Origin of the sequence: Pseudomonas sp. UBA5706 (genome assembly GCF_002419965.1) — a bacterium.
Classification (GTDB): domain Bacteria; phylum Pseudomonadota; class Gammaproteobacteria; order Pseudomonadales; family Pseudomonadaceae; genus Aquipseudomonas.
In genome coordinates, this window is record NZ_DIHC01000043.1 from 33,369 (window position 1) to 58,583 (window position 25,215).

21 protein-coding genes are annotated in these 25,215 nt (G+C 59.3%); 11 read left to right on the forward strand and 10 right to left on the reverse strand.

Annotated elements, in window-relative coordinates; genetic code table 11:
- Positions 1-37: 37 nt before the first annotated feature.
- From B3I26_RS20960 to B3I26_RS20980, 5 genes are all read right to left on the reverse strand, one after another.
- Positions 38-1,663 carry an EAL domain-containing protein gene (locus B3I26_RS20960; protein ID WP_296260496.1) on the reverse strand — a complete coding sequence of 542 codons (1,626 nt, stop codon included), beginning with the start codon at positions 1,661-1,663 and terminating at the stop codon, positions 38-40.
- 82 nt (positions 1,664-1,745) lie between these two features.
- On the reverse strand, positions 1,746-2,522 hold the full coding sequence (locus B3I26_RS20965; protein ID WP_296260497.1) for an N-acetylmuramoyl-L-alanine amidase: 777 nt from the start codon (positions 2,520-2,522) through the stop codon (positions 1,746-1,748).
- Positions 2,523-2,621: 99 nt separating this feature from the next.
- Positions 2,622-4,772: a GGDEF domain-containing protein gene (locus B3I26_RS20970; protein WP_296260498.1), complete on the reverse strand. Its 2,151-nt coding sequence runs from the start codon at positions 4,770-4,772 to the stop codon at positions 2,622-2,624.
- Positions 4,769-5,650, reverse strand: a complete 882-nt coding sequence (locus B3I26_RS20975) for an endonuclease/exonuclease/phosphatase family protein (protein ID WP_409521946.1) — start codon at positions 5,648-5,650, stop codon at positions 4,769-4,771. Before B3I26_RS20975 ends, B3I26_RS20970 begins: the two co-directional genes overlap by 4 nt.
- A gap of 6 nt (positions 5,651-5,656) precedes the next feature.
- Positions 5,657-6,298, reverse strand: a complete 642-nt coding sequence (locus B3I26_RS20980) for a thiol:disulfide interchange protein DsbA/DsbL (protein WP_296260501.1) — start codon at positions 6,296-6,298, stop codon at positions 5,657-5,659.
- Between the two features lie 422 nt (positions 6,299-6,720).
- On the opposite strand from B3I26_RS20980, the gene yihA reads away from it, so the two are divergent.
- Positions 6,721-7,356: a ribosome biogenesis GTP-binding protein YihA/YsxC gene (gene yihA, locus B3I26_RS20985; protein WP_296260503.1), complete on the forward strand. Its 636-nt coding sequence runs from the start codon at positions 6,721-6,723 to the stop codon at positions 7,354-7,356.
- Between the two features lie 395 nt (positions 7,357-7,751).
- Here yihA and polA read toward each other — a convergent pair whose 3' ends face one another.
- Complete coding sequence (gene polA / locus B3I26_RS20990; protein ID WP_296260505.1) at positions 7,752-10,517, reverse strand: DNA polymerase I; 2,766 nt, start codon at positions 10,515-10,517, stop codon at positions 7,752-7,754.
- Positions 10,518-10,591: 74 nt separating this feature from the next.
- On the opposite strand from polA, the gene B3I26_RS20995 reads away from it, so the two are divergent.
- Positions 10,592-10,882 carry a DUF2782 domain-containing protein gene (locus B3I26_RS20995; protein WP_296260506.1) on the forward strand — a complete coding sequence of 97 codons (291 nt, stop codon included), beginning with the start codon at positions 10,592-10,594 and terminating at the stop codon, positions 10,880-10,882.
- 34 nt (positions 10,883-10,916) lie between these two features.
- Positions 10,917-11,867, forward strand: a complete 951-nt coding sequence (locus B3I26_RS21000) for a homoserine kinase (protein ID WP_296260507.1) — start codon at positions 10,917-10,919, stop codon at positions 11,865-11,867.
- Positions 11,868-11,972: 105 nt separating this feature from the next.
- Here the strand turns inward: B3I26_RS21000 and B3I26_RS21005 are convergent, their stop codons facing one another.
- Positions 11,973-12,896, reverse strand: a complete 924-nt coding sequence (locus B3I26_RS21005) for a zinc ABC transporter substrate-binding protein (RefSeq protein ID WP_296260509.1) — start codon at positions 12,894-12,896, stop codon at positions 11,973-11,975.
- Positions 12,897-12,962: 66 nt separating this feature from the next.
- Between B3I26_RS21005 and B3I26_RS21010 the strand changes: the two genes are divergently transcribed.
- From B3I26_RS21010 to B3I26_RS21025, 4 genes are all read left to right on the forward strand, one after another.
- A complete protein-coding gene (locus B3I26_RS21010) occupies positions 12,963-13,445 on the forward strand; it encodes a Fur family transcriptional regulator (RefSeq protein WP_296260511.1) in 483 nt (160 codons plus the stop codon).
- Positions 13,445-14,254, forward strand: coding sequence for a zinc ABC transporter ATP-binding protein ZnuC (znuC, locus tag B3I26_RS21015; protein WP_296260513.1), 810 nt, complete (start codon positions 13,445-13,447; stop codon positions 14,252-14,254). The genes B3I26_RS21010 and znuC overlap by 1 nt, the downstream gene beginning before the upstream one ends.
- Positions 14,247-15,029, forward strand: coding sequence for a zinc ABC transporter permease subunit ZnuB (gene znuB, locus B3I26_RS21020; RefSeq protein ID WP_296260514.1), 783 nt, complete (start codon positions 14,247-14,249; stop codon positions 15,027-15,029). Before znuC ends, znuB begins: the two co-directional genes overlap by 8 nt.
- Positions 15,030-15,186: 157 nt before the next feature.
- Positions 15,187-15,900 carry a PA5502 family lipoprotein gene (locus B3I26_RS21025; protein ID WP_296260515.1) on the forward strand — a complete coding sequence of 238 codons (714 nt, stop codon included), beginning with the start codon at positions 15,187-15,189 and terminating at the stop codon, positions 15,898-15,900.
- 170 nt (positions 15,901-16,070) lie between these two features.
- Here B3I26_RS21025 and katE read toward each other — a convergent pair whose 3' ends face one another.
- A complete protein-coding gene (gene katE / locus B3I26_RS21030; RefSeq protein WP_313482093.1) occupies positions 16,071-18,392 on the reverse strand; it encodes a catalase HPII in 2,322 nt (773 codons plus the stop codon).
- Positions 18,393-18,635: 243 nt separating this feature from the next.
- On the opposite strand from katE, the gene B3I26_RS21035 reads away from it, so the two are divergent.
- The 3 genes from B3I26_RS21035 (at position 18,636) to B3I26_RS21045 (ending at position 21,170) form a co-directional block, all read left to right on the forward strand.
- A complete protein-coding gene (locus B3I26_RS21035; RefSeq protein ID WP_296260517.1) occupies positions 18,636-19,643 on the forward strand; it encodes a methionine ABC transporter ATP-binding protein in 1,008 nt (335 codons plus the stop codon).
- Positions 19,643-20,317, forward strand: a complete 675-nt coding sequence (locus tag B3I26_RS21040; RefSeq protein WP_296260519.1) for a methionine ABC transporter permease — start codon at positions 19,643-19,645, stop codon at positions 20,315-20,317. Before B3I26_RS21035 ends, B3I26_RS21040 begins: the two co-directional genes overlap by 1 nt.
- A 79-nt stretch (positions 20,318-20,396) precedes the next feature.
- Positions 20,397-21,170 (forward strand): MetQ/NlpA family ABC transporter substrate-binding protein, encoded by a 774-nt coding sequence (locus tag B3I26_RS21045; RefSeq protein ID WP_296260522.1) that lies wholly within the window; start codon positions 20,397-20,399, stop codon positions 21,168-21,170.
- 55 nt (positions 21,171-21,225) lie between these two features.
- Here B3I26_RS21045 and B3I26_RS21050 read toward each other — a convergent pair whose 3' ends face one another.
- Positions 21,226-21,858 (reverse strand): SCO family protein, encoded by a 633-nt coding sequence (locus B3I26_RS21050; protein ID WP_296260942.1) that lies wholly within the window; start codon positions 21,856-21,858, stop codon positions 21,226-21,228.
- 290 nt (positions 21,859-22,148) lie between these two features.
- Here B3I26_RS21050 and B3I26_RS21055 point away from each other — a divergent pair, with 290 nt between their 5' ends.
- Positions 22,149-22,799, forward strand: coding sequence for a hypothetical protein (locus B3I26_RS21055; protein ID WP_296260524.1), 651 nt, complete (start codon positions 22,149-22,151; stop codon positions 22,797-22,799).
- A gap of 101 nt (positions 22,800-22,900) precedes the next feature.
- Here B3I26_RS21055 and B3I26_RS21060 read toward each other — a convergent pair whose 3' ends face one another.
- Positions 22,901-25,201: a hypothetical protein gene (locus B3I26_RS21060; protein ID WP_296260525.1), complete on the reverse strand. Its 2,301-nt coding sequence runs from the start codon at positions 25,199-25,201 to the stop codon at positions 22,901-22,903.
- Between the last annotated feature and the right edge of the window lie 14 nt (positions 25,202-25,215).

The following is a 25,215-nucleotide window of genomic DNA, read 5'->3' on the forward strand; positions in this document are numbered from 1 at the left end:
AAGGCTGCCCGGGGTCATTTCTCGACTTTCTGAGTCTTCAAGCCACATCATCCGCCCGACGCCCCACACTGCGTCGGCCTCCGGTGACCAGCTCGGTGAATTTGGCCGCTGTGAGCGGGCGGGCGAAGAGCCAGCCCTGACCATAGATCACGCCCTCACTTTTGAGCAGCAAGGCCTGGGACTCGAATTCGATACCCTCGGCAATGACCCGCAACTGGAGGGCGTGGGCCATACGGATAATGTGCGGCGCTACCCCGCTGCTGGCGGCGTCATGCCCCAGAGCATCGATGAACGCCTTGTCGATTTTCAGGCAGTCCACCGGCAGGGTTTGCAAATACGCCAGGCTGCAATATCCCGTGCCGAAATCGTCGATCAGCACTTGATGCCCCCGATCCCGCAAGGCCTGTAAATGATTGCGCGCGACCACGACGTCCACCAGTCCGCGCTCAGTGACTTCAAAGGCTATCTGCCGTGGCGCGACGCGATGCAAGGCAAGCAGCCTGGCGGTCACCCGGCCAATGCGTGGAGCCATCACATCACAGGCGGCCAGGTTCACCGATACGTACAGATGGGGGTTAGCACGTAGCAAGTGCCCAAGTTGTTCAAGCAATTGTTGCAGGACAAAGTCGGTGATCTGACGAATCTGGCCGGTGTTCTCGGCAAGAGGGATGAACAAGTCGGGGCTGGTTAGCGTCCCGTCGGGTCGGCGCCAGCGCACCAGCGCCTCTGCGCCTACGCATAAGCGGGTATTGAGGTCGAAAATAGGTTGGTAAAGCACTTTCAATTCACCGCGACGCAGCGCGCCGTGCAACTCACCGCCGAGCGACTGACGCTGGCGAACCAGTTGCAATACCAGAATCCCGATGCATAGCGACACCAGAAGGCTGGCCGGAACCAGCAACCACCAGGCACCAGTGATTTTTTGTTGCAGGCCACTGCGTGGGGTAATCAGCACCAACTGATATTCGGGGCTTTGCGTTGGCATCCGATAAACCAGTTTCTCCTGCGTGGTGATCAGCGCCTGCATGGATGTCGGCGTCCAGTCGGGCGTGGGCGGCCAGGTTTGCGCAGGACCCAGGACCGGCACGGCCTTTTTGCCTTGATCCAGCACTACCACCAGGCTCCCGCCTGCTGGCAGGTCAACGACATCGGTAAGGTGGCCGCGGGAGGTGGACACGCGAAAATCGCCGCGCCCGAGCATCAGCGACGCGAGATTATCGTCAGGCTGAGTCGAGGTGTTGAGCCAGTAATCGTACGTAGGGCCGCGGATATCCGGGGCCCGGGGCTTGCCAATCTGGCTCTGTCGCTGACGGGTCCAGCTGGAACAGACTTGAGTATCGTCGACGTACGCGACTTCATAAATGAAGCGGTAGCGTGAATTGACCTGACGCAGTTGCTCGATCATCTCCGGGCTGCAACCGCGCAATGGCTGCGCTTCAAGCTGATCCAGACCTACGCGCAATTGATCGAACAGTTGCTCCAGACGCACCAGAAACCGCTCACCCTGAGCGTTCATCTGGGCACTTTCCTCCTGACGGGCTTGATGCATCGCCAACCCGAAACTGCCCGCCAGCAACACGACAGCACTCAACAACGCCGCAAGCAATGCCAGGAGCGAAGGGCGATAGAGAATGGAGCGTAGCTGCGGTGAAGCGGTGAACATCGGGCCAAATATCCAGGTGAATGCCACTGAGGTAGAGCAACAAGCGCGGAAATAGCCCGTCAAAAACGTGGTCGGGGATAGTTTAGTGTTTCAGGTTAAGTACCTGAAGGATAGCTGCACTTTGTATATCCGGCTCGCCGTCAAATTTCTGCGCACGATAGTGCATCTGGAATGCCGCCAGGACATGCCGCGTAGCGACGTCCCACTCGCCCGTCTGCGGCGTCGGATAACCCAGCAGTGCCAGTTGCTGCTGGAACCACGTAGCACTGGGCACGACCCCCAACATCTGCGACTGCTGCCGCGCGACTTGCTGTTCGTCGGGCCAGATTCCCAGGCCCTCCTGCGCCAACCGCTTCCAGGGAAACAGTGGTCCGGGATCAAGTTTACGCAGCGGCGCGATATCGCTATGACCAATCACGTGGCGCGGTTCGATTTTGTTGCGTTTGACGATGTCTTTGAGCAGCACGATCAGCGCCTTTATCTGCGCCTCGCTGTAGGGATACCACAGGCGCCCGCTCGGAGTGTCGCGATAGCCCGGGTTGACGATCTCAATGCCAATGCTGCTGGAGTTAATCCAGGTGCGGCCTTCCCATTCGCTTTCCCCGGCGTGCCAGGCTCGCTGGCTTTCATCCACCAGCTTGTAGGTCGCCGCCGGGCCATCACCGATCAAATAATGCGCACTCACTTCGCCGTGGGTGAGTAATGACAACGAGCGCTCAAGGGAAGCCGAGGTGTAATGCACCACCACGAATTGCGCACGGCTGTCGAAGTTAACCGAGGGATGGCTGGTATCCAGGGTCGGTCCGCTGGAGCAGGCGGTCAGCAACAGGGCAAGAAGGAGAGCGCAATAAGACTTCATAAAGGCAGAACACAAAGACAAGTAATGCAACAGTGTAACGTACTGCCGCAGCGGCGCTCAAAAAATACGAACAGAACGAGTGATGCAGGGCCACCGTTCCTAGCCTTGCACAATGCGGTTGCGACCTTCGTTCTTAGCTCGGTACAGCGCTTGATCCGCGCGTTTGAGCACCGGGTCGCTGCGCTCACCCGGTCTGAACGTGGTGATGCCCATCGATACCGTGACCGTCACCGGCTCCCCCTTGAAGTGGAAGGGGCACTGCGCAATGGTCTCGCGCAGGCGCTCCAGCAGAACCAGGCCATCGGCCAACTGTGTGTCCGGTAGCAGCACAACAAACTCTTCGCCGCCGAAACGCGCAATAAAGTCAGAAGTGCGAAGACGTTTCTGCAACTGCGCGGCGACGATTTTCAACACCTTGTCGCCTGCAAAGTGGCCATAGCCGTCGTTGATGCGCTTGAAATAGTCCAGGTCAAGAATCCCAACCAGCAGGCTGGAGCGACGCTGCTGCAGCTGGTCGACTTCGTGTTCAAGCCGTTCATTCCAGGCAGCGCGGTTCGGCAACCCGGTGAGGGTGTCGACCAAGGCTTTTTGTCGCTGCTCTTCAAGGTGCGCACGGAAACCTGTCGCTTCTTGCTCCATGGTCGCTACGCGGCTGACCAGCGACTGCAGGCGAGAGGCGACATCCTGCTCTCGCTCGTCACGCTGCTTCTGGTATTCGTCAATGGTGCCGAGCAATCCTTCAAGTCGGGTTTCCAGCACCGCTTTCAGACTGGTGAGATCAGCGGCATCCTGCACGCTGCTCTGCAAATCACCTACACGCTCGCGCAACTGGTCGTTCAATTGCCGCGAGGCCGTCTGCTGACCCGCGTGATCGTCGCTGGCAGCTTGCAGGTGCGCCTGAAAGGACTCTAACCGCTCGTTCAACTGCTTGAGATACAACTCGAACTCATGCTGACCACTGTCGGTAACGGCCAGCATGAGCACCGCAAGATCGTCGAGGATCGGCAGCAGCTCATACCAGTTCAGTCCATGCTCCAACCTGAGGCGCATGGCTTCGGCTTGAGGACGATGATGCTCCGGCAGGGTCAGGTCGTCGAGCAGGCCCAATAACGTGTGTTCGATGTGCACGGCAACCGAGCTGTAACTCGGTTCAGGAGAAGAGGGCAGAGCGTAAGTACCAGCCTGCGCACTGTCCTCGTCGACAGTTTCATCGACGATGCTGTCTTTACTCGTCTCCTGCGCGGCCTCGTGCGCTACTGCCTGAGCCTCGAGGCTGTCGATAGTCAACTCTTCGTCGGGCAGGACAGGCTCGCCGGGCGGAGCGTCAGGCGCCGTTTCAGGCACCGTCTGCGGCTCTGAGGATTCTGCGTCTTTCGAAGGTGCGCCTTCGGCTTGGGCCGCGGCAGGCTCGCCGCTCTCGACCGGGCTGGTTTGTATGGCGGGTAACGCCTCGCCTGCTTCTTGTTTGGTGACGTGTACGGGCGGCTCAGCTACCGACGTCGTGTGGACAGCCGCCGTCGTTTCGTCGACTGGCGCAGGGGCCGAACGGGCGTCAGGATTCTCGGCAATGCTCAGCGTTTCAGAAAGCGGCGCCTCCTGGGTCCATTGCGCGACGGGTGGCGCTGGCTGTGGCTCATCATCCGCGGGCGTGTTCGCCGGCAGGACTGCCTCCGGCGGCTCCGGATCAAGATGAGCAGGCGCGCCATTGATTGGATCTTCAACGGCATCCCGGCTGCCAAACAAACGCTGAAGGAACCCAGAACGAGCCGATCCTTCCGGGTGTTCGAGCTGGGACAGCGCCTGCCCCTGCAGCCCGCTCAGTTCGCTCAGCAACAGCGGCAACTCGCGAGCCTGGTTCACCCGGTCTTCGACGTTTTTGGCGAAACGCTTGAGCGGCTTGGCGACTTCCCGGGGCAATGGCAACGATTGCAACTGCGCAACCAGCGACGTCAGCGCCGTGCCCATTTGCTCGACACGCTGTTCACGACGTTGCTCCGACTCCAGCACCGCTTTTTCCAGCCGCGGAAGCAGCGCCGCCAGCCCGGCGTCCATGTCATCCTTGCGCACGACCTCGCGCATTTCCTTCATGCACTGATCGACCGCCTTATCGGCGCCCTCGGCTGCCAGGCTGCTGCGCACCAGACCACGTCGCAACAAGTCCAGGCGGGCATTCCAGCGCTTTTCGAGCTTGTCTTGCTGCTCGATGCTCTTAAGGTATTTTTCTTTCCAGCGTTCGGCTTCGTCGCTCATTCCAAGGGCTCGCGGGGAGATGTGCTTGTTATCGGCAGCGAGTCACCGATTAATGAGGCTGGCAAGCGAATCTCCACCGCAACCGGTAGATGATCGGAAATGGGAAGCGCCAGCACCTGGACTTTCTCAAGCGTCAGGGTGGGGCTCAGGAGGATATGGTCCAGGCAACGCTGCGGTCGCCAGCTGGGAAATGTCGCTTCGATCTGCGGCGCAAGCAGACCCAGGTCACGCAGGGGCGAGGTATTCAGAAGGTCGGCGGCATGGGTATTCATGTCGCCCATCAGCACCTGATGTTTGTAGCCGCCGATCAGCTCGCGGATGTAGGCCAGCTGGCGGGTGCGGGTGCGCGTACCCAATGCCAGATGCATGACCACCACCACCAGCGCGTCCTCGCCTTCGCCGAAACGAACCAGAATCGCACCGCGACCGGACGGACCTGGCAGCGGGTGATCCTCGATGTCCCACGGGCGCAGGCGACTGAGCACGCCATTGCTGTGCTGGGCGAGCCGTCCGAGGTTGCGATTGAGTTGCTGATACCAGTACGGGAAGGAACCAAGCTGCGCGAGGTGTTCGACCTGATTGATATAGCCCGATCGCAGGCTCCCGCCATCGGCTTCCTGCAGCGCGACCAGATCGTAGTCGTTTAGCAGGTTGCCGATCTTCTGCAGGTTGCCTGCCCGCCCATTGTGGGGCAGCAGATGCTGCCAGCCACGGGTCAGATAATGCCGGTAACGCTCAGTGCTGTTGCCCACCTGAATGTTGAAGCTGAGCAACCGGAGCCGACCATCGGCAGGCAGTCCGGTTTGCTGCAGGTGTCGCTCGTTGACCTTTGGAACATGGCGGGCAACGGTGCGTTCGGTACCCCAGCGCGTCATGATCGGCGCTTACTTGGCAGTCAGGGTGGCGCGTTCTTTGGCGATCAACTGATCGGCCACATCCAGCGCTTGCTCAGGACCACCGGCAGTGCCCAGATCAAAACGATATTTACCGTTGACGATCATGGTCGGAACGCCGGTAATTTCATACTTTTTGGCCAGTTCCTTGTACAGGGCAACCTTGCCCTTGACGGCGAACGAATTGAAGTTTTCGAGAAACTTGGCCCTGTCGACCCCTTGGGTCGCTACGAAATCAGCCATGTCGTTCGGATCGGTCAGGCGTTTGCCGCCTTTCTGAATGGCATCGAACACGGCAGTGTGGACTTTCTTCTCCACGCCCATGATATCGAGGGTGATGAACAACTGGCCGTGGGCATCCCATGGGCCGCCGAACATGGCGGGTACACGGACGAAGTGGACGTCTGCAGGGAGTTTTTCAATCCATGGATTGATGGTCGGCTCGAATGCATAGCAGTGCGGGCAACCGTACCAAAACATTTCGACGACTTCGATCTTGCCTGGCTCGGCGACTGGGACAGCGCTCTTGAGCTCGACATATTGCTTGCCGGCTTCGATAGGTTCCGCAGCCTGGGCGGTCAAACCGAACAAGCTGGTGAACACCAGAGCGGCGCTGAGAATCAGATTACGCATGCTTAACTCCTGGGCATGAAAAGTCACCTCGATGGCCGCAGTTGGACCGGGCGGGGTGATACGAGTTCGCAAGTGTAACGCTTGCGCGCACAAAAAAGGGCAGCCGTTGGCTACCCTTTTTAGCCCGTCGGAGCGAGCTGTCGATTCTCTCTGAATCAACGCCTTGGCTTTAATCCAGGCTTAATGCAGAAGCTGTACCGCGCGCTTGCCGTGCTTGGCTTCATGCCGTTATGCAGACAGATTGCGCGGGCACTTCAGAGGCAGTTTCGGGATAGGCGGTGCCAGGCTGTTACCATCCGCCCCCACCGTGTGGGCGGGACGACGCACACATGAAATCTGCGGCAATATATACTTGCGCCCATCGAACGGAAAACGACACCTCGTTGCCGCATCCAAGCCGCAACGCCCTCACCGGATATCCCATGCAACTCAAGAACCCGATCCTCGGTTTGTGCCAACAAGCCAAGTTCATGCTCAGCGCCGCCAAAGTCGACCAATGCCCGGATGACGAGGGTTTCGAAGTGGCTTTCGCCGGGCGCTCCAACGCCGGTAAATCCAGCGCGCTGAACACCCTGACCCACGCCAGCCTGGCGCGCACGTCGAAAACCCCCGGACGCACCCAGCTGTTGAACTTCTTCAACCTGGACGACGATCGTCGCCTGGTCGACCTACCCGGTTACGGCTACGCGAAGGTGCCAATCCCGCTCAAGCAGCACTGGCAACGCCATCTGGAAGCTTACCTGGGCAGTCGGGAAAGTCTGAAGGGGCTGATTCTGATGATGGACATCCGGCACCCGATGACCGACTTCGACCTGTTGATGCTCGATTGGGCCATTGCCAGCGGCATGCCGATGCACATCTTGCTGACCAAGGCCGACAAGCTGACATTCGGTGCTGCCAAGAACACGCTACTCAAGGTGCAGTCTGAAATCCGCAAGGGTTGGGGCGAAGCCGTGACCATCCAGCTGTTCTCGGCGCCCAAGCGCATGGGCCTGGAAGAAGCGTACACCGTCCTTGCCGATTGGATGGAACTGGAAGACAAGGCGCCCGCAGCCTGAATTCCAGGCAAAAAAAACCCCGGACTTCATATGGGGAGGGGAAGTTCGGGGTCTAAGTCCAGACCTCTTAGGGAGGGGCCCGGATATCTGCCAACACTTAACACAACATAGGAGCATGAATGGCTACGTCAGCCATTCGCAAACTCTGACCGGGCCTCGGCGGCAGAAGTTCAAAATCCGGGGAAATTTTATGTTAGCTGACCACATTGCTGTTGGTTCTGCGCGACGCTCCTAGGCGCCTGGCCAACCAGCGATTTTTCGCGAAGCGGCGGTTAAACCAGGCAACACAGCGCTATCGAGCACACCGCGCTGACCTGATTCACTGCCAGCTCCCGGCAGAGCGCAAGCCAGCTGGCTCTACGCCCTGCGGACAGAATCAAAAACACCCGCGCACATCAATGCGCCTCATCCCAATTATTTCCCACACCCACTTCAACCAGCAACGGGACATCCAGCTCGGCCGCGCCGCTCATGTGTACGCGGATGTCTTTGCTGATCCGTTCAACCAGATCCTCACGTACTTCCAGCACTAGTTCGTCGTGAACCTGAAGGATGACGCGAGCGTCCAGGCCTGACGATTCCAGCCAGTCGTTAACGGCGACCATCGCACGCTTGATGATATCGGCGGCAGTCCCCTGCATCGGCGCATTGATCGCCATGCGCTCGGCACCTTTGCGCAGGGCCTGATTCTTGGCGTTGATGTCCGGCAGGTACAGGCGACGACCGAAGATGGTCTCGACGTAACCCTGCTCGGCAGCCTGGGTGCGGGTGCGCTCCATGTAGTCGAGCACGCCGGGATAGCGGGCAAAATAACGGTCGACATAGGCTTGGGACTGCTTGCGATCAACGCCAATCTGCTTGGCCAGCCCAAAAGCGCTCATGCCGTAGATCAAACCGAAGTTAATGGCCTTGGCGCTGCGACGCATGTCATGGGTAACCTGCGCCAGTTCGACGCCAAACACCTCGCCCGCAGTCGCGCGGTGGACGTCCAGATCATTGCGGAAAGCGTGCAGCAGGCCTTCATCCTTGGCCAGGTGCGCCATGATTCGCAGCTCGATCTGCGAGTAGTCCGCTGCCAGCAGCTTGTAGCCTTTGGGCGCGACGAACGCTTGGCGAATCCGGCGCCCTTCGGCGGTGCGGATCGGGATGTTCTGCAGGTTCGGATCGCTGGAAGACAGCCGGCCGGTCACGGCCACTGCCTGATGGTACGACGTGTGAATCCGCCCGGTACGCGGGTTGATCTGTTCGGGCAGGCGATCGGTGTAGGTGCTTTTCAGCTTGCTCATCGAGCGGTACTGCATCAGCACTTTGGGCAGCGGAAACTCCTGCTCGGCCAGTTCGGCGAGCACCGCTTCAGCCGTGGAAGGCTGGCCGGTCGCGGTTTTGCCGATGATTGGCATACCCAGCTTTTCGTAAAGAATCACCCCCAATTGCTTGGGCGAGCCCAGGTTGAACTCTTCGCCCGCGATGGCAAACGCCTCACGCTCAAGCTCGGTCATCTTGTTACCCAGCTCGACGCTCTGGATACCCAGCAAGTTGGCGTCGACGAAGGCGCCCTGACGCTCGATGCGCGCCAGAACCGGCATCAACGGCATTTCGATGTCATCCAGGACAGGTTGCAGGCTTGGGGTTTTGGCCAGTTTCTCCTGCAAGGTTTCGTGCAGTCGCAGGGTCAGATCAACTTCTTCGGCGGCGTAAATCCCGGCCTGTTCCAGCGCGATCTGGTCGAAGCTCAGCTGCTTGGCGCCTTTGCCCGCGATCTCCTGAAAATTGACCGGTGTATGGTTCAGGTATTTGGCGACCAGGCTATCGCGGTCGTGCCGCGTGGCCGTCGAATCCAGCACATAAGATTCAAGCATGGTGTCGTACTTGACGCCCTGCACGGCGATACCCTGATTCTGCTCTGCGCCAATGGCGCAGTTGGCCAGCAGGTTAATGGCGAACTTGGCGTGCTGGCCGACCTTGATCTTGCTCGCGTCCTCGAGCATCGGCTTGATCGCCTTGAGCACCTCGTCGCGATCCAGCTGCTGCGGCACGCCCATGTAGGAGTGGGTCAGTGGGATGTAACAAGCTTCATGGGTCTTGATAGCGAACGACAGGCCGACGATCTGTGCGCGCTGGGCATCGGTGCCGTTGCTCTGTACCACAAACGCGAACAGCTTGGCGGCCTGGAGTTTTTTCAGCCAATCGTCGAACTGCGTCTGTTCCAGAATGAGCTCGTATTTGGCCTCGATGATCGGAGCAGGTTCTTCGACCATCGCAATCTCGGTGCCTTCCTGCTTGGCCTCACGCTGCAGATCATTGACCCAGCTTTTGAATTCAAGCTCGGTATAGAGGGCCAGCAAGGCTTCACGGTCCGGCTCGCCGCAGTGCAGGGCGTCCAGTTCTATATCCAGCGGCACATCCACCTTGATGGTCGCCAGCTGGTACGACAGGAATGCCATGTCCTTGTGCTCCTCCAGCTTGGCGGGCAGCGATTTGGCGCCACGGATCGCCAGCGTCGGCACTTTGTCGAGGTTGTCGTAAAGCTCCTTCAGGCCGCCATTGATGCCCACCAGCAGGCCGGCGGCAGTCTTTTCCCCAATACCGGGAACACCGGGAATATTGTCGACTTTGTCGCCCATTAGCGCTAAATAATCGATGATCTGCTCAGGGCCTACACCGAATTTTTCCTTCACGCCAGCCACATCGAGCACGCTCCCGGTCATGGTGTTGACTAGGGTGATGTGCCCATCGACCAACTGCGCCATGTCCTTGTCGCCGGTGGAGATAACCACCGGACGATCGGCGGCGGCGCTGCTGCGCGCCAGTGTGCCGATGACGTCATCGGCTTCGACGCCTTCAACGCACAGCAGCGGATAGCCCGAACCGCGCACGCAGTTGTGCAAGAAATCGATCTGTACGCGCATGTCATCGGGCATGCTCGGGCGGTTGGCCTTGTATTCGGCGAACATGTCATCGCGGAAGGTCCCGCCCTTGGCATCGAAGACCACGGCGAACGGGCTGTCCGGATACTGTTTGCGCAAACTCTTGAGCATGTTCAACACACCCTTCACCGCACCGGTAGGCAGGCCTTTGGAGGTGGTGAGCGGCGGCAGCGCGTGGAAGGCGCGGTATAGGTAAGAAGAACCGTCCACCAGGACGAGAGGCGCTTGACTCATGTGAGGGATCAACCTTTTCGGCGGGGTCGGCGCTAGAATGCGCGAACCGTTGACGACAAAGGAACAAGGTTATCATGCGCGCGCTAAATCGCCTGTTACTGGTCAGCTGGATGGTTGCTTGCCCGTTAACGGCGCTGGCGGCAGATGACGACGCGCCATCGCCGGAACCTGACGTCACGATCGGCAACGATGGCGACAATCTTATTCAGGAATACAAAGCAAACGGTTTCGTGTACGCCGTCAAAATCACGCCCAAACACGGCAAACCGTATTACCTGGTGCGCGCCGACGGCACCAGCGGTCAATTCATTCGTTCGGATCAACCGGACATGCTGATTCCCCAATGGGTATTATTCAGCTGGTAACGCCCTACATTCACCTTTTGCTGGCAGTGTTCATATGTCCGTTTTTACTCCCCTGGCTCGGCCCGAGCTGGAAGCTTTTCTCGCCCCCTACGGGCTCGGCCAACTGCGTGATTTCCAAGGCATCGCAGCCGGAAGTGAAAACACCAACTTCTTCATCAGCATGGAACAGGGTGAATACGTGCTCACTTTGGTCGAGCGCGGGCCTGTTCAGGAAATGCCGTTTTTCATCGAGCTGTTGGACGTTTTACACGACGCCGACCTGCCCGTGCCTTATGCGCTGCGCACCACCGACGGCCAGGCGCTGCGCGAGCTCAAAGGCAAGCCGGCGCTGCTGCAACCGCGCCTGCCGGGCAAACACCCTACCGAGCCAAATACCCAGCACTGCGCGCAGATCGGTGAACTGATGGCGCACATGCACTTGGCCACCCGCGAAAAGACTATCGAGCGCAGGACCGACCGCGGGCTGGACTGGATGCTGGAGGAGGGGGGCAACTTCATTTCGCATCTGGACGAGATTGAAGGTGCGCTACTGCGCGCTTCGGTAGAAGAGATCGAGCGCCACAAAGCCGCGATCCTGACGCTTCCACGCGCCAACGTGCACGCCGACCTGTTCCGCGATAATACGCTGTTCGAAGGAACCCACCTGACCGGCGTGATCGACTTCTATAACGCCTGCTCGGGCCCGATGCTGTATGACCTGGCGATCGCCGTAAATGACTGGTGTTCGTTCGAAGACGGCAAAATCGACGCCCCAAGGGCTCGCGCGCTGCTGGGTGCCTACGCGGCGTTGCGTCCATTCACGGCGGCAGAGGCTGAGCTGTGGTCAACAATGCTGCGCGTGGGTTGTGTACGGTTTTGGCTGTCACGCCTGATCGCTGCCGAGACATTTGCCGGACAGGATGTGCTGATCCACGACCCTTCGGAATTCCGCAAACGCCTTGAACAGCGTCAGCAAACCCATATTCCACTGCCGTTTGCGTTGTAACGGTTGGATCAGTCGTAGATCCCTGTAGCAGTCTGGCTTGCCGGCGGCAGCAACTTCGCAACCGCCACCGCCGACAAGCCGCCCTGTTGCAGGGAAACTCTAGAGTTACAAACTCTCCAGACACCCCGCCAGGTCATCTGCCAGCTTGCTCAGCAGCTGCTCATAACCCTGTGCCGTAGCAGGCGTATAGCCCCCCAAGCCGTCCAGTTCGGCCAGCTTCACCGGCAAGCCAGCGCTTAAAGTATCGGCCAGACGCGGGCGCAGGGGAGGTTCGCTAAAGACACAGGTCTTGCCGTACTCCGCCAACCGCGTGCGCATGGCGGCGACGTGTTGCGCGCCCGGTTGCACTTCACTGCTGACCGCGAACACACCGGCGTGCTTCAACCCATAGGCCTCTTCGAAATAATCGAAAGCCTCGTGAAACACGAAATATTTCTTGTCGCTGATGCCCGCTACACGTTGTTTGATTTTCAGATCCAGTGCGTCCATCCGCGCGTCGAATGCGTTGGCATTGCTTTGGTAGCGGGCGGCATTGGCCGGATCGGTCTGGCTCAGGTCGGCCGCCATTTTTGCTGCAATCACCCGCGCGTTGACCGAGGACAACCACAAATGCGCATCGACGCTACCCGGGCGATGATCGTGATCATGCTCGTCTCCATCGCCGTCGTGGTCATGATCGCTGCTGGCGGTGAAATGACGCAGGTGCATGCCGGGAAGCGACTGAACAGGCACCGACTCCTTGGTCCGACCGGCCAGCACGCGAGGCAGGAAGGTTTCCATATCCGGGCCGATCCAGTAGAGCAGATCGACCTCTTGCACGCGCCGTACATCGGAGGGGCGCAACGCATAGTTATGCGGCGAAGCGCCCGGTGGCAGGAGCACTTCGGGCACTGCAATGCCGTCCTGCACAGCCGCAGCGATCAACTGCAGCGGCTTGATGCTGGTCAGTACGCGAACATCAGCCTGAGCGGGGGTGATGGCGGAGAATACGGAGAGAAATACGACAAAAAGTAAAAAAAGTCGGGACACGATGACCACTCATGGGGGCAGGAACGGGTAACATAATAACGTCTCTCACAAAAGCCGTCGCCGCCCATGTCTAAAACACCGCTGGCCAGTCGCCCCCACGATCACTCTCATTGCGTGCACAGCGCGCTCGCTGAAGCCGATGCGCTGTGCGCCGGTAAAGGCCTGCGCCTGACCGCTTTGCGACGCCGTGTGCTGGAATTGGTCTGGCAGAGTCACAAGCCGCTGGGCGCGTACGACATCCTGGCGGTACTGAGTGAAGAGGACGGCCGCCGGGCCGCGCCGCCTACCGTTTACCGTGCCCTGGATTTTCTCCTGGAAAACGGTCTGGTGCACCGCATCGCTTCACTCAATGCCTTTGCAGGCTGCAATCACCCCACTCATGCGCATCAGGGCCAGTTCCTGATCTGCCGTGAATGCCACGCCGCCATCGAGTTGCAGCATGGGGCGATCAGCGCCTCAATCGTCAGCGCGGCCAATGAAGTCGGCTTCGCTGTAGAAACACAGACCGTGGAAATCGTTGGGGTATGTGCCGGCTGCAAGGCCGCGTGATGAGCGACGCCCTGATCCGCCTGAAGAACGTCAGCGTCACCCGTACTGGCCAGAGTGTGCTGGAGAACATTCAGCTGAGTGTCAGCTGCGGCGAGATCGTTACCTTGATCGGCCCTAACGGCGCGGGCAAAACGACTCTGGTGCGCGCCGTACTGGGCCTGCTTAAGCCTGACTCCGGCGATATCTGGCGCAGGCCAAAACTGCGCGTGGGTTACATGCCGCAAAAACTGCAGGTGGATGTGACGCTGCCCCTGTCCGTGCTGCGTTTTCTGCGCTTGGTGCCGGGCGTCGATCGCGCGACAGCGCTGGCGGCCCTGGCAGAAGTCGGTGCCGAAAAGGTTATCGATAGCCCGTTACAGGGCATTTCAGGAGGCGAGATGCAGCGGGTGTTGCTGGCACGCGCGCTGCTGCGCAGACCTGAATTGCTGGTACTCGACGAGCCCGTGCAAGGCGTGGACGTGGCCGGACAGGCCGAGCTTTATGCGCTGATTACCCAGCTACGCGACCGCCACCAGTGCGGCGTACTGATGGTCTCCCATGACCTGCACCTGGTCATGAGCACCACCGATCAGGTGGTCTGCCTGAATCGCCACGTCTGCTGTTCCGGGCATCCCGAACAAGTCAGCACCGATCCGGCGTTCGTCGAGCTGTTCGGCCAAAACGCTGCGAGTCTGGCGATCTACCATCATCGTCACGACCACGCCCATGATTTGCATGGCCAGGTTTGCCAGCCCGCCCTGACTGCTCACGATCACTCAATGCCTCATACTCATCATCAGGACCACGGAGACGGCTGCAAGCATGGCTGATTTTCTACTCTACGCCTTGCTCGCAGGCCTTGCCCTGGCAGTTGTGGCCGGCCCCTTGGGTTCATTCGTGGTCTGGCGGCGGATGGCCTACTTTGGTGACACGCTGTCTCACGCGGCGTTGCTCGGCGTCGCACTGGGCTTCTTGCTGGACATCAGCCCGGCCGTCGCCGTGACCGTCGGCTGCCTGTTGCTCGCGATCCTGTTGGTGACCTTGCAGCAACGCCAGCCGCTGGCCTCGGACACGCTGCTGGGGATCCTAGCGCCGAGCACACTGTCCCTCGGGTTGGTGGTGTTGAGTTTCATGCGCGAAGTACGCATTGACCTGATGGGCTACTTGTTTGGCGACCTGCTGGCGATCAGCCCCGCCGATCTGGCGTGGATTCTCGGCGGCAGCGCGGCAGTCCTGGTGCTTATCTGCGCACTCTGGCGCCCGCTATTGGCGATCACCGTCCACGAAGAACTGGCGACCGTCGAAGGGTTGCCGGTCGCGACGCTGCGCATGACGCTGATGCTGCTGATCGCGGTGGTGATTGCGGTGGCCATGAAAATCGTCGGTGTGCTGCTGATCACCTCCTTGCTGATCATCCCCGCCGCTGCGGCACAGCGTCACGCCCGTTCGCCGGAGCAAATGGCGCTTGGCGCCAGTGTGATCGGCATTCTCGCGGTCTGCGGCGGGCTGGCGTTGTCGTGGTTCAAGGACACGCCAGCCGGTCCATCGATCGTGGTCTGTGCCGCTGCGCTGTTTCTCCTGAGTTTCCTTTTGCCCAAGCGGTAGAACCTTGGAAAGGAAGTAGAGTCATACTCCGCAATAATCCAATGGCGGCAATGTGCAATGATTCCATCCAGCACCGCCGATCGTGATCTGTTATTTTCGGTGCAAGGCACTTATGTGTACACTTGCTCGCTTTTTGCGCAAATAGAGAATCGCAGGAATGAAGCCGTTCGCATCCCGTTATCTGCTGCTTGCTGCATTTTCCGTCCTGTTGGGCGCTTGCCAAAGCAAGCCCGTCGAGCAGCCCGCTTCAGTTGCGGCACCCGACGCTTACCAGCAGTTGGAACAGAATATCGCCAGCAGCGAATTGGCCACCGCTGAAGACCAGCTCGCCGCTTTGCAGAGCAAGAACCCCACTGACCCGCGCCTGGAGCAGTACCAACGTCAGTTGGCCGAGGCGTATTTGAGCCGTAGCCAGATCGTGCTGCAAAAAGGCGACGTCAATGCGGCTGCCACCGCGCTGAGCCGCGCCCGTGTGCTCATGCCCAAGGCACCTGCCCTGACGAGCGGCGTCAATGGTGCCATCGCTAACGCGCGCAAGGCTGAACTCGATAAGGCCGAAGCGGAACTGCGTGCTGCCGAGGCAAAACGCGTGGCAAAAATCGTCGATCCGAGCGTTGAGAGCACAACCGTTGCGTTGAAAATCACCGATTCCAAGCAACTGCGTCGCCAACTGAACGACATTGCGGCCGACGTGACAGCCTTCAATTGCGACGTGACGGTCCAAGTGCCCCGCACCGAGGACTACCCTTGGCTGGCAACCTTGCTGACCAAGCGCGTGGCGAAGATAAATCCGGACTTCGAATTGCAGATTCAGCGAGATATCGCGAAGACCGAACCTGCCCAGGTGATTTTAAAACCCGCCAAGCCCTGATCGTAGTTAATCAAAAAAGGCGTTGCCCTCGCGGGTAACGCCTTTTTTGTGGGTACGTTTTCGTCTAGCAAGCTGGTTTGCCGACGGCGGCGTGTTCAGGAACGCTACCGGCGGCAAGCTGGCCTGTTGCAGGGGTCAGCAGTATCTGCAGGCCCCACACGAAGGACGCTTTAAGCCGGAATTGCTTTAGCCTTCGGCTCACGCGCCCAAACGCGGTGCTGCTTGATCGCATCGAAGAAAGCCGCGACCGACTTGCTGTCAGACACTGCGAGCAAGCCCGCGTCGGCATCCAGACGAAGCAAGTCGATCAACTCCTTAGCGTCTGCTGCGTAGGCGATGGCCTTGAGGTGTTTGTAGGCCTCAAGTACATAGTGCAAAGCCACACCGTTGCCGCTCAGTGCCTTCACCGATGCTGCACCGCCCGGAATGAACACCGCATCGAATGCAATCGAAGGCAAGCCTTCAATGGACGCATCCACGGCAAGCGTTTGCCCGCCAGCGGTTTTCACTGGAGCGGAGGTTGGGCCCAGCACCTTGGCGTGAGCCGCTTCAGCTCCCAGCGCAGCCTTCATTGCCGCAACGGCTTTGTCATCGACACCGTCAGCCACCAGAATCGCTACTTTGCGAGACGCGATGTCACCCGACAGCAGATTGACCTGGCTCAACAATGGCGACTTGTCGACGGTTGGGGTGGGCGATTTGTCGACAGTTGACTTGGTACTCTGGGCCGTGACGGTCGGACCTTTCGGCGCAGGCAAGCCCAGGTTTGCAGCAACGCGAGATGCCAATGTTATGTCGATGTTGGCCAGGATCTCGTTCACCTGACGCGCACGGATGTGTTCACGTTCCACTTTGCCCAACTCGAAGCTATATGCCGCGATGATGTGCTCTTTCTCGTGCTCGCTCATGCTGTTGAAAAACAGCGTGGCCTGCGAGAAGTGGTCAGCGAATGACGGGCTGCGTTCACGAACCTTGCTTGCTTCAACACGCTCGTGATAGGTCTCAAAGCCGCCATCTTCCGGCGCTGCAGGGGTCTCTTTCGGCCAACCGCCATCGATGGAGTTGGGTTCGTAGGACGCACGACCCTTATCGATGGTTATACGGTGTTGGGCATCACGCTGGCTGCTGTGATTCGGTGCAATCGGACGGTTGATCGGGATTTCGTGGAAGTTTGGCCCGCCCAGACGACTGATCTGCGTATCGGTGTAGGAAAACAGACGACCTTGCAGCAACGGGTCGTTGGAGAAGTCGATACCTGGCACGATATGACCTGGGCAGAACGCAACCTGCTCGGTTTCAGCGAAGTAGTTATCCGGGTTGCGGTTTAGCACCATTTTGCCCAAAGGTGTGACCGGGACCATCTCTTCGGGGATGATCTTGGTCGGGTCGAGCAAGTCGAAATCGAAATTGTGCTCGTCTTCTTCCGCCACGATCTGCACACCCAGTTCCCACTCTGGGTAATCACCCATTTCAATCGACTCGGACAGGTCGCGACGATGGAAGTCTGTGTCCTTACCCGCCAGTTTCTGGGCTTCGTCCCACAGCAGGGAGCAAGTACCGTACTTAGGCTTCCAGTGGAACTTGACGAACGATGATTTGCCCTCGGTGTTGATCAGGCGGAAGGTATGGATCCCGAAACCCTGCATGGTGCGCAGGCTTTTGGGCAGGGCACGGTCGGACATAGTCCAAAGCACCATGTGCGCGGATTCCGGCACCAGGGAAACGAAGTCCCAGAACGTGTCATGCGCCGAGCCGCCGGTAGGAATTTCATTGTGTGGCTCTGGTTTTACAGCGTGCACGAAGTCCGGAAACTTGATGGCATCCTGAATGAAGAAGACCGGCATGTTGTTGCCGACCAGGTCGAAGTTGCCTTCGCCGGTGTAAAACTTGACCGAGAAACCGCGCACGTCACGTACGGTGTCACCGGAACCACGCGGGCCTTGGACGGTAGAAAAACGCGCGAAGACCGGGGTTTTCTTGCCTGGGTCACGCAGGAACTCCGCCTTGCTCAAGGCCGAGTGATTTTCATAAGCCTGGAAGTAACCATGAGCTGCTGTACCACGGGCGTGGACAATACGCTCGGGGATACGCTCATGGTCAAAATGCGTGATCTTTTCACGCATGATGAAGTCTTCGAGCAGCGACGGGCCGCGGTTTCCGACTTTAAGGGTGTTTTGGTTGTCGGAGACTTTCACGCCCTGGTTGGTGCGAAGCGCCTGACCGGTAGCGTCGGAGCGGAACTGCTCCAGACTGTCGAGCTTTTCGTTGGTGTTACCGCGATCCAGCGTATCGGTACCTGCTAGCTCGCTCTTGGGTGTAGCACTGACGGGTGCAGTAGGTTTCTTCGTAGCCATCGGACACAAACTCCTCAGTTCAGGCGGCTCTTTTCTCGAGCTTCCCTGAGGAAGTCGGTACGAGCTCGTTAAGCAGGAATTTCCCGGACAACATGCAGGGGAAATTTCGGCGCTTATGTAGTGACTGAGGATAAAAATGGCCGTTCCGTGTTTTTTTAAATATTCGGCCTAACGTCGCTTGGGCACTGGCGTTATGCCCGTTCGACTGGTGATCCGCTAAATAAATGCTAATAATTGCGGGCTCAACCCAGCCTCGACAGGCTAAAATGCGCGCCCGGTTTATCCAGCCGAGCGATACACGGCTTTTTTCGCTGATCGCCTGCAGCGTTCGAGGCTCGTTCTCGCGCTAAATTTCCATTGCGCCCCCACAAGGTTCGCTTCGTGATCGAGTTTCAAAACGTCCATAAAACCTATCGGGTTGCCGACAGGGAAATTCCCGCACTCCACCCCACCAGCCTGCGGGTCGACAATGGGCAGGTGTTTGGCCTGATCGGCCATTCCGGTGCAGGTAAGAGCACCCTGCTGCGTCTGATCAACCGCCTGGAAGCCCCGAGTGGCGGCAAGATTCTGGTCGATGACGTCGATGTCACCGCGCTGGACGCCGAAGGCCTGCGCGCCTTCCGCCGTCAGGTCGGGATGATCTTCCAGCACTTCAACCTGCTGTCCTCCAAAACCGTAGCCGATAACGTCGCTATGCCGCTGACCCTGGCCGGGGATATGTCCCGCACGCAGATCGATCAGCGAGTGGCTGAGTTGCTGGAGCGGGTTGGCCTGTCCGATCACGCGAGCAAATACCCGGCGCAGTTGTCCGGAGGCCAGAAACAACGCGTCGGCATCGCCCGCGCCCTGGCGACCAAACCGAAGATTCTGTTGTGCGACGAGGCCACCAGCGCACTCGATCCACAGACCACGGCCTCTGTCCTGCAATTGCTTGCCGAAATCAATCGTGAACTGAAACTGACCATCGTGCTGATCACCCACGAAATGGACGTGATTCGTCGCGTTTGTGATCAGGTCGCGGTCATGGATGCAGGCGTGATCGTCGAGCAAGGCGCCGTGGCGGATGTGTTTCTACATCCCACGCACCCAACCACTCGCAGGTTCGTGCAGGAAGACGAGCAAGTCGATGACAATGACCTGAACTCCGACTTCGCGCACGTGCAGGGCCGTATTGTGCGCCTGACGTTTCAGGGGGAAGCCACCTACGCGCCATTGCTGGGTACCGTCGCTCGGGAAACGGGTGTGGACTACAGCATCCTGGCGGGCCGTATCGACCGCATCAAGGACACTCCCTACGGGCAACTGACGCTGGCCATCACCGGCGGCGATATGGACGCCGCGTTCGCCCGCTTTACCGCGGCTGACGTTCACATGGAGATCCTGCGCTAATGGACACCCTGGCCACTCTGTTTTCCAACGTCGACTGGTATGAAATCTGGGTCGCCACTGGCGATACCCTGATTATGCTCGGCATTTCCCTGGCCTTCACCGTGTTGCTGGGCCTGCCACTTGGCGTGTTGATGTTCCTTACCTCACCGCGTCAGCTGCTCGAGAACAAACCGGTCTACGCCACCATTGGCCTGATCGTGAACATGCTGCGGGCGTTGCCGTTCATCATCCTGTTGATCGTGATGATGCCGCTGACCGAGATCATTACCGGCACGTCGCTGGGGATTCTCGGCACGCTGCCGCCATTGATCGCAGGCGCCACGCCATTCTTCGCGCGGCTGGTTGAAACCGCCCTGCGCGAGGTGGATCGCGGGATCATCGAGGCGACTCAAGCAATGGGCGCCTCAACCCGGCAAATCATCGTCAAGGCTCTGCTGCCAGAAGCGCGTCCGGGCATTGTGGCGGCGATTACCGTGACCGCGATCGCGCTGGTGTCGTTTACCGCCATGGCCGGCGCCGTGGGCGCGGGAGGCCTGGGCGACCTGGCGATTCGCTACGGCTATCAGCGCTTCCAGAACGATGTGATGTTCGTCACGGTCGTATTGCTGTTGGTGCTGGTGCAGATCCTGCAAACCGTCGGCGACAGGCTGGTTGCGCACTTTTCACACCGTTAAGCGAGTTATCCGGTCCAGCCTAATGTCATGGGCCGGTGCATGCGTGCCACTGGGCACGCATTTCAAGGAGTAGAGAGATATGAAGAAGCTGTTGGCTATATTCGCTGCAGTGGCTGCGCTGTCCGCCCATGCCGATGAGACCCTGACCGTCGCGGCCAGTGCCGTGCCGCACGCCGAGATCCTGGAATTCGTGAAACCGACGCTGGCTAAAGAAGGCGTGACGCTGAATGTGAAGGTCTTCAACGATTACATCCAGCCGAATGTGCAGGTGGATCAGAAGCGCATGGACGCCAACTTCTTTCAGCATCAGCCGTATCTGGACGAGTTCAACAAGGGCAAGGGCACGCATCTGGTAAGCGTGGCCAAAGTGCACATCGAGCCTTTCGGCGCGTATTCGGACAAGCTCAAGAGCCTGGCCGATCTGCCTGACGGCGCAACGGTGGCGGTGCCGAACGATGCAACCAATGAAGGTCGTGCATTCCTGCTGCTGGTCAAGGCCGGCCTGATCACTCTGAAGGACCCAAACAGCATTACGGCCAAACCAAGCGACGTGCAGCAGAATCCGAAAAACCTGAAGTTTCGCGAGTTGGAAGCAGCGACTCTGCCGCGGGTGCTGACACAAGTGGATCTGGCACTCATCAACACAAACTACGCGCTGACCGCCAAGCTTGATCCGACCAAGGATGCGTTGATCATCGAAGGTCAGGAGTCGCCCTACGCGAACATCCTGGTGACCCGCGAGGACAACAAGGATTCGCCCGCCGTCCTGAAGTTGATCGCCGCGCTGCACAGCCCGGAAACCAGGCAGTTCATCATCGATAAATACAAAGGCGCGGTGGTTCCGGCGTTCTGAACAGCTCGTGTGCCTGCCGCAGATCACGCGGCGGGCGCAAACCCGCCTCCTCGCTTCATTGCTTCCCGACCAACCCTGGCAATTGCGCCACTAGCTTCAGGTTGTTCAACGGCGCGCGGATAAAACCGCGCTGCGTGCCGTCCGGGCCGAGGAGGGCGAGGTTGCCGCTGTGGTCGACGGTGTAGTTCGGCTTGCCGGTGTCTGCCGGAATGAATGGAATGCTCAGCGCATTGGCGAGCTTTTGAATGGTCTCTACCGGTGCGGTCAGGCCCACGAACTGTTTGTCGAAGTACCCCAGGTAGGTCTTCAGCTGCTGCGGCGTGTCCCTGTTCGGGTCAACACTGACCAGCACCACACGTAGTTTTTCTGCAGCATCCTTGGGCAGCTCACTCTTGATCTGCCGGAGCTGGGCCAGCGTGGTTGGACAGATGTCAGGGCAGAACGTGTAGCCAAAAAACAGAAGCGCCCATTTGCCTTTGAACGCATCGAGCGAGACCGTTTGGCCCTCTTGATTCGTCAATTCAAGGCCAGGAACCTGCCGGCTTTGCGGCAGCAGTATCACTCCGGCGTCAATCAGCGCGGCTTGATCCCCTTGGCCGTTGCCGGAAAGTACACGGCTGACGGTCAGCCCCAGGACGAGTGCAACGACGGCCACGAGTATGAAAATGGCTTTCTGGGTTCGGGTCATAAACTTGATATCGGATAATGATCTACGAGCAGCGCGGTTTTGATTCACCGCGGCATGCAGCCGACCGCCACGGTACAACAACCGGCCCTTGGCACAAAGGGAATCCCGGTGCTGGTGCGTCTGCTTCCACTTGGCCCTGTCCGACGAGCAACCGCGGGAGCGGTCTGTAAATAGCTGATGTACATAACGCCCGAGCGGTTATGACAATTACGTCTTAGGGTAAGTAATAAGCAAGCTAACGTATCCCTTCCTATAATGACGCCCTCGTTTCACTGCCTTATGGAGCACTCATGAACACCGCCGCATTGCGCGAGCAGATCACACGAGCACAGGAACACGAAACCAAGACCGGTCAGCTGTTGCGCCAACTCGAGTTACAACTGCCTCATCTGCACCCTGCTATCCATCTTCCTGACGTTGATGCCCAGGGGGTGCTGTCGCGTTTTGTCGTCGCTTACATCGAGCAGGTACCTGACTTACTGGACGCAGCCCATGACGTCGCTTTGCAGGCCGGCATTGAAGGTCAGATCAAACCGGTACTGAAAATCGCCGAGCAATTCTTCAGCGCACCGCCCGCGATCATGGAGGGGCATGAAGGCCTCGACAGCCTGCTCGATGAAGCCTACCTGGCCCATCGGCTCGTGGAAGAAGTGAATGACCTGTACATCGTGCATTTTGGTCGGCCGCTTATTCCGGTGAACACCACGGTTGCCAGTGTCATTGCCCACCAGTTGATCGGTGAGGTATTCGCCAATCAACTGGACGAAGTGGTACACCACGCCATTGACGAAATGCTGGATGACCAGAGCTTCTCGCTGGAGTCGGTCGAAGCTTATCGCGAGCAACTCGCCAGCCCGGACACCGAGACTGCCTGGAAACGCTGGCCGAGCCTGTCCCGACAACTGGGCGTAGGACTTGAGATGGAACGCGCGAAGGATTGACGCCCCTCGCGCATTCCAAATCGCACTGGGTTGCTACGCAAAGCACGCGCAAACGCGCGTCTGTGCCTTATTTTGGCCATTCGACGCACGTATTGCCTCGGTTACAGACCGTAGCGCTCAATGACCGCGTGATGAGGCTGGACATCAGCCTGGCAATGGTCCGCCAAGCGTAACCAGCACATTGGGTGAGGCCAGTGTCTGGTGACTTCTAGCAAGACCTTGTGCAAATCGGCAGGCGAGCGGGTGGATTGAATGGCGATGGTAAACAGCACGCCCGGTAGTGCCTCCTGTTCGGGATGTTCGGCGTCGCTGAGCAGATAGGTGTCGCTGCTGTGTACCCAAAGCTGCCAGCCTTCAGCTTCCGTGACCTCGCGCAACGCTGCGAACGCCTCGTCACCGGGATAGATCCCATCGACCAGCCAACTGGGGCCAAAGACGCCTTTTTCCAACACGTGGACGACTGGATAGGTCGGTACGAACCGCTCGCGCTCCTGCTCATCCTCGGGGGCCGGGTAAAGCATCCCGGCGTCGAATACCACCCAGTCGCCGACGTGCTGAGTATGCTGCGGGCTGGCATTCTCTACCACCCGAGCAGTGACCGGCCCAGTCCGGCGCGCATAGTACTCGACGGCTTCGCCGTTCTCGATGAAGCGCACAATGGCCCATCCTCCATCCTCTTCGATCACGCCTTCCTGGCTGGAGAGTTCGATACTCAGCTGTGCCGCGGCCTGGCGCACGCTGGCCCAATCCCCGGCACAGCTGGCAGCGGTCATCTGGTCCCAGAGGCTCGAGCGAGGCTGCTCAAGACGGCTGGCAAGCGCTTGGTAGCAAGCGGCGGCTTCGTCGAAACGTTGCTGTTGCATCAAGGCGCGCGCCAGCAGTTCCCGGGCGCCATGCCGCTCGGCGTCAAGCGCCAGCAGATCACGGCAGGTAAGCTCCAGTTGCGGCCAGTCCCCCAGCCGCTCGGCCATTCGCGCTTCACACCACAGCGCAACCAACGGGATTGCCGGACGGTACAAATCGGCCAGGCGTCTGACCTGGTCATGCTCTCCCTCGTCGAGCAGCAGGTTAAGCAACTGGTAAGCCATCGGGTTTTCTTCGGCGGCATGCTCGCGCACATAGGTCCAGAGCAGCGCCATGCCCTGACTTTCGGCGGAACACGCCTGCAGCGCGCCCACAGTGGTTTCCAGCAGTTGCATGTCCTCAGGTCGTTCTTGCTGCGCGCGTAACAGCCATTGCACTTCAACCTCAGGGTCTCGCGCCGGGCGTTCGGGGTCTTCGCGGTCCAGCCAGTCAATCAAATCAGCGGCAGGGACAGGCAAAGCATCCTGCTCGGGCAGGGCACGGATCAATGCCTCCAACTCGTTCAAGAGCTCGTTGGCACCGCAATCGGCCTTGAGTTTGGGAACGTGCGACCGGGCCAGCGCCAGGTGACGACGGGCGCTCCAGACTGAGCCACGCTGTATGGCCATGCGCACGGCCAGATCAGTCAGTTCGATGACCAAACGATGAGTGCCTTGCCGGGAGTATTCGGCCAACATGCGGTAAACCGTGCTGCCCAGGCTCCAGGTATTACGTTCGGGGGCACGCTTCAGCAGGCAATACACCGTACGCAACCAATCTTTGCGATAGCGAGGCGCCAAGTCGTTATAGGCTGGCAATGCTTCAAGAGCTTCCTCATCGCGACTCAGTTCGGCCAAGGCCAGAGACTTGGCCAGGGCTCTGGGTTGTGAGGTGTTCTTCCACTCGCCGCCCTGGATCTTGGCTTCTGCCGCTTCGATCAGCGTCAACGCTTCTGCGGGGCGGCCCATCGCCAGCAGCGCACGCACGCGCATCTCGCCCAGCCCGCCGTAATCCTCTTCTCCGGCTGCATTGATTTTGCGCTCTTGCTCATCGACGTAGGCCATCACGTCGTCGTAGCGCCTGGCATCGAGCAGCGCCTCGCTTTTTTCCACCGTCAGGCATTGGAAACAGCTCCAGCTGGGGTCGATACGGGCCATGGTTTCATCGCACACCTCGATGCGCTCGGGCACCCACCCCGGGCCGTCCATGTTGGCGTAGCAGGTCGCCAGGTCCTGGGTGACACACACTGACTGCGGGCAATCGATGGTGTCTTCACGATGGGCGGCTTCGAACAACGAGACGGCGTCGGCCAGCGCGGTCTCACCCTCCATTGAGTTTCCCAGGCGGTTGCGCATTTCCCAGTGGCGGGTGAACACGTCCAGCCACGGATTGTGCAGGGTTTTGTTGATAGCCTTGACCTCGGGCAACAGGGCCGCGGCCCGTTCGATCTCGAGATCGGCGACATGATCACTCAGACGATTGATGCTGATAGCGCTTTGCGTCTGGCCGGCTTCGCGCAGGTCGTCCTGAAGTTTGTCCACCCAGGCCCAGATGTTCATGATGGTTGTCCTTG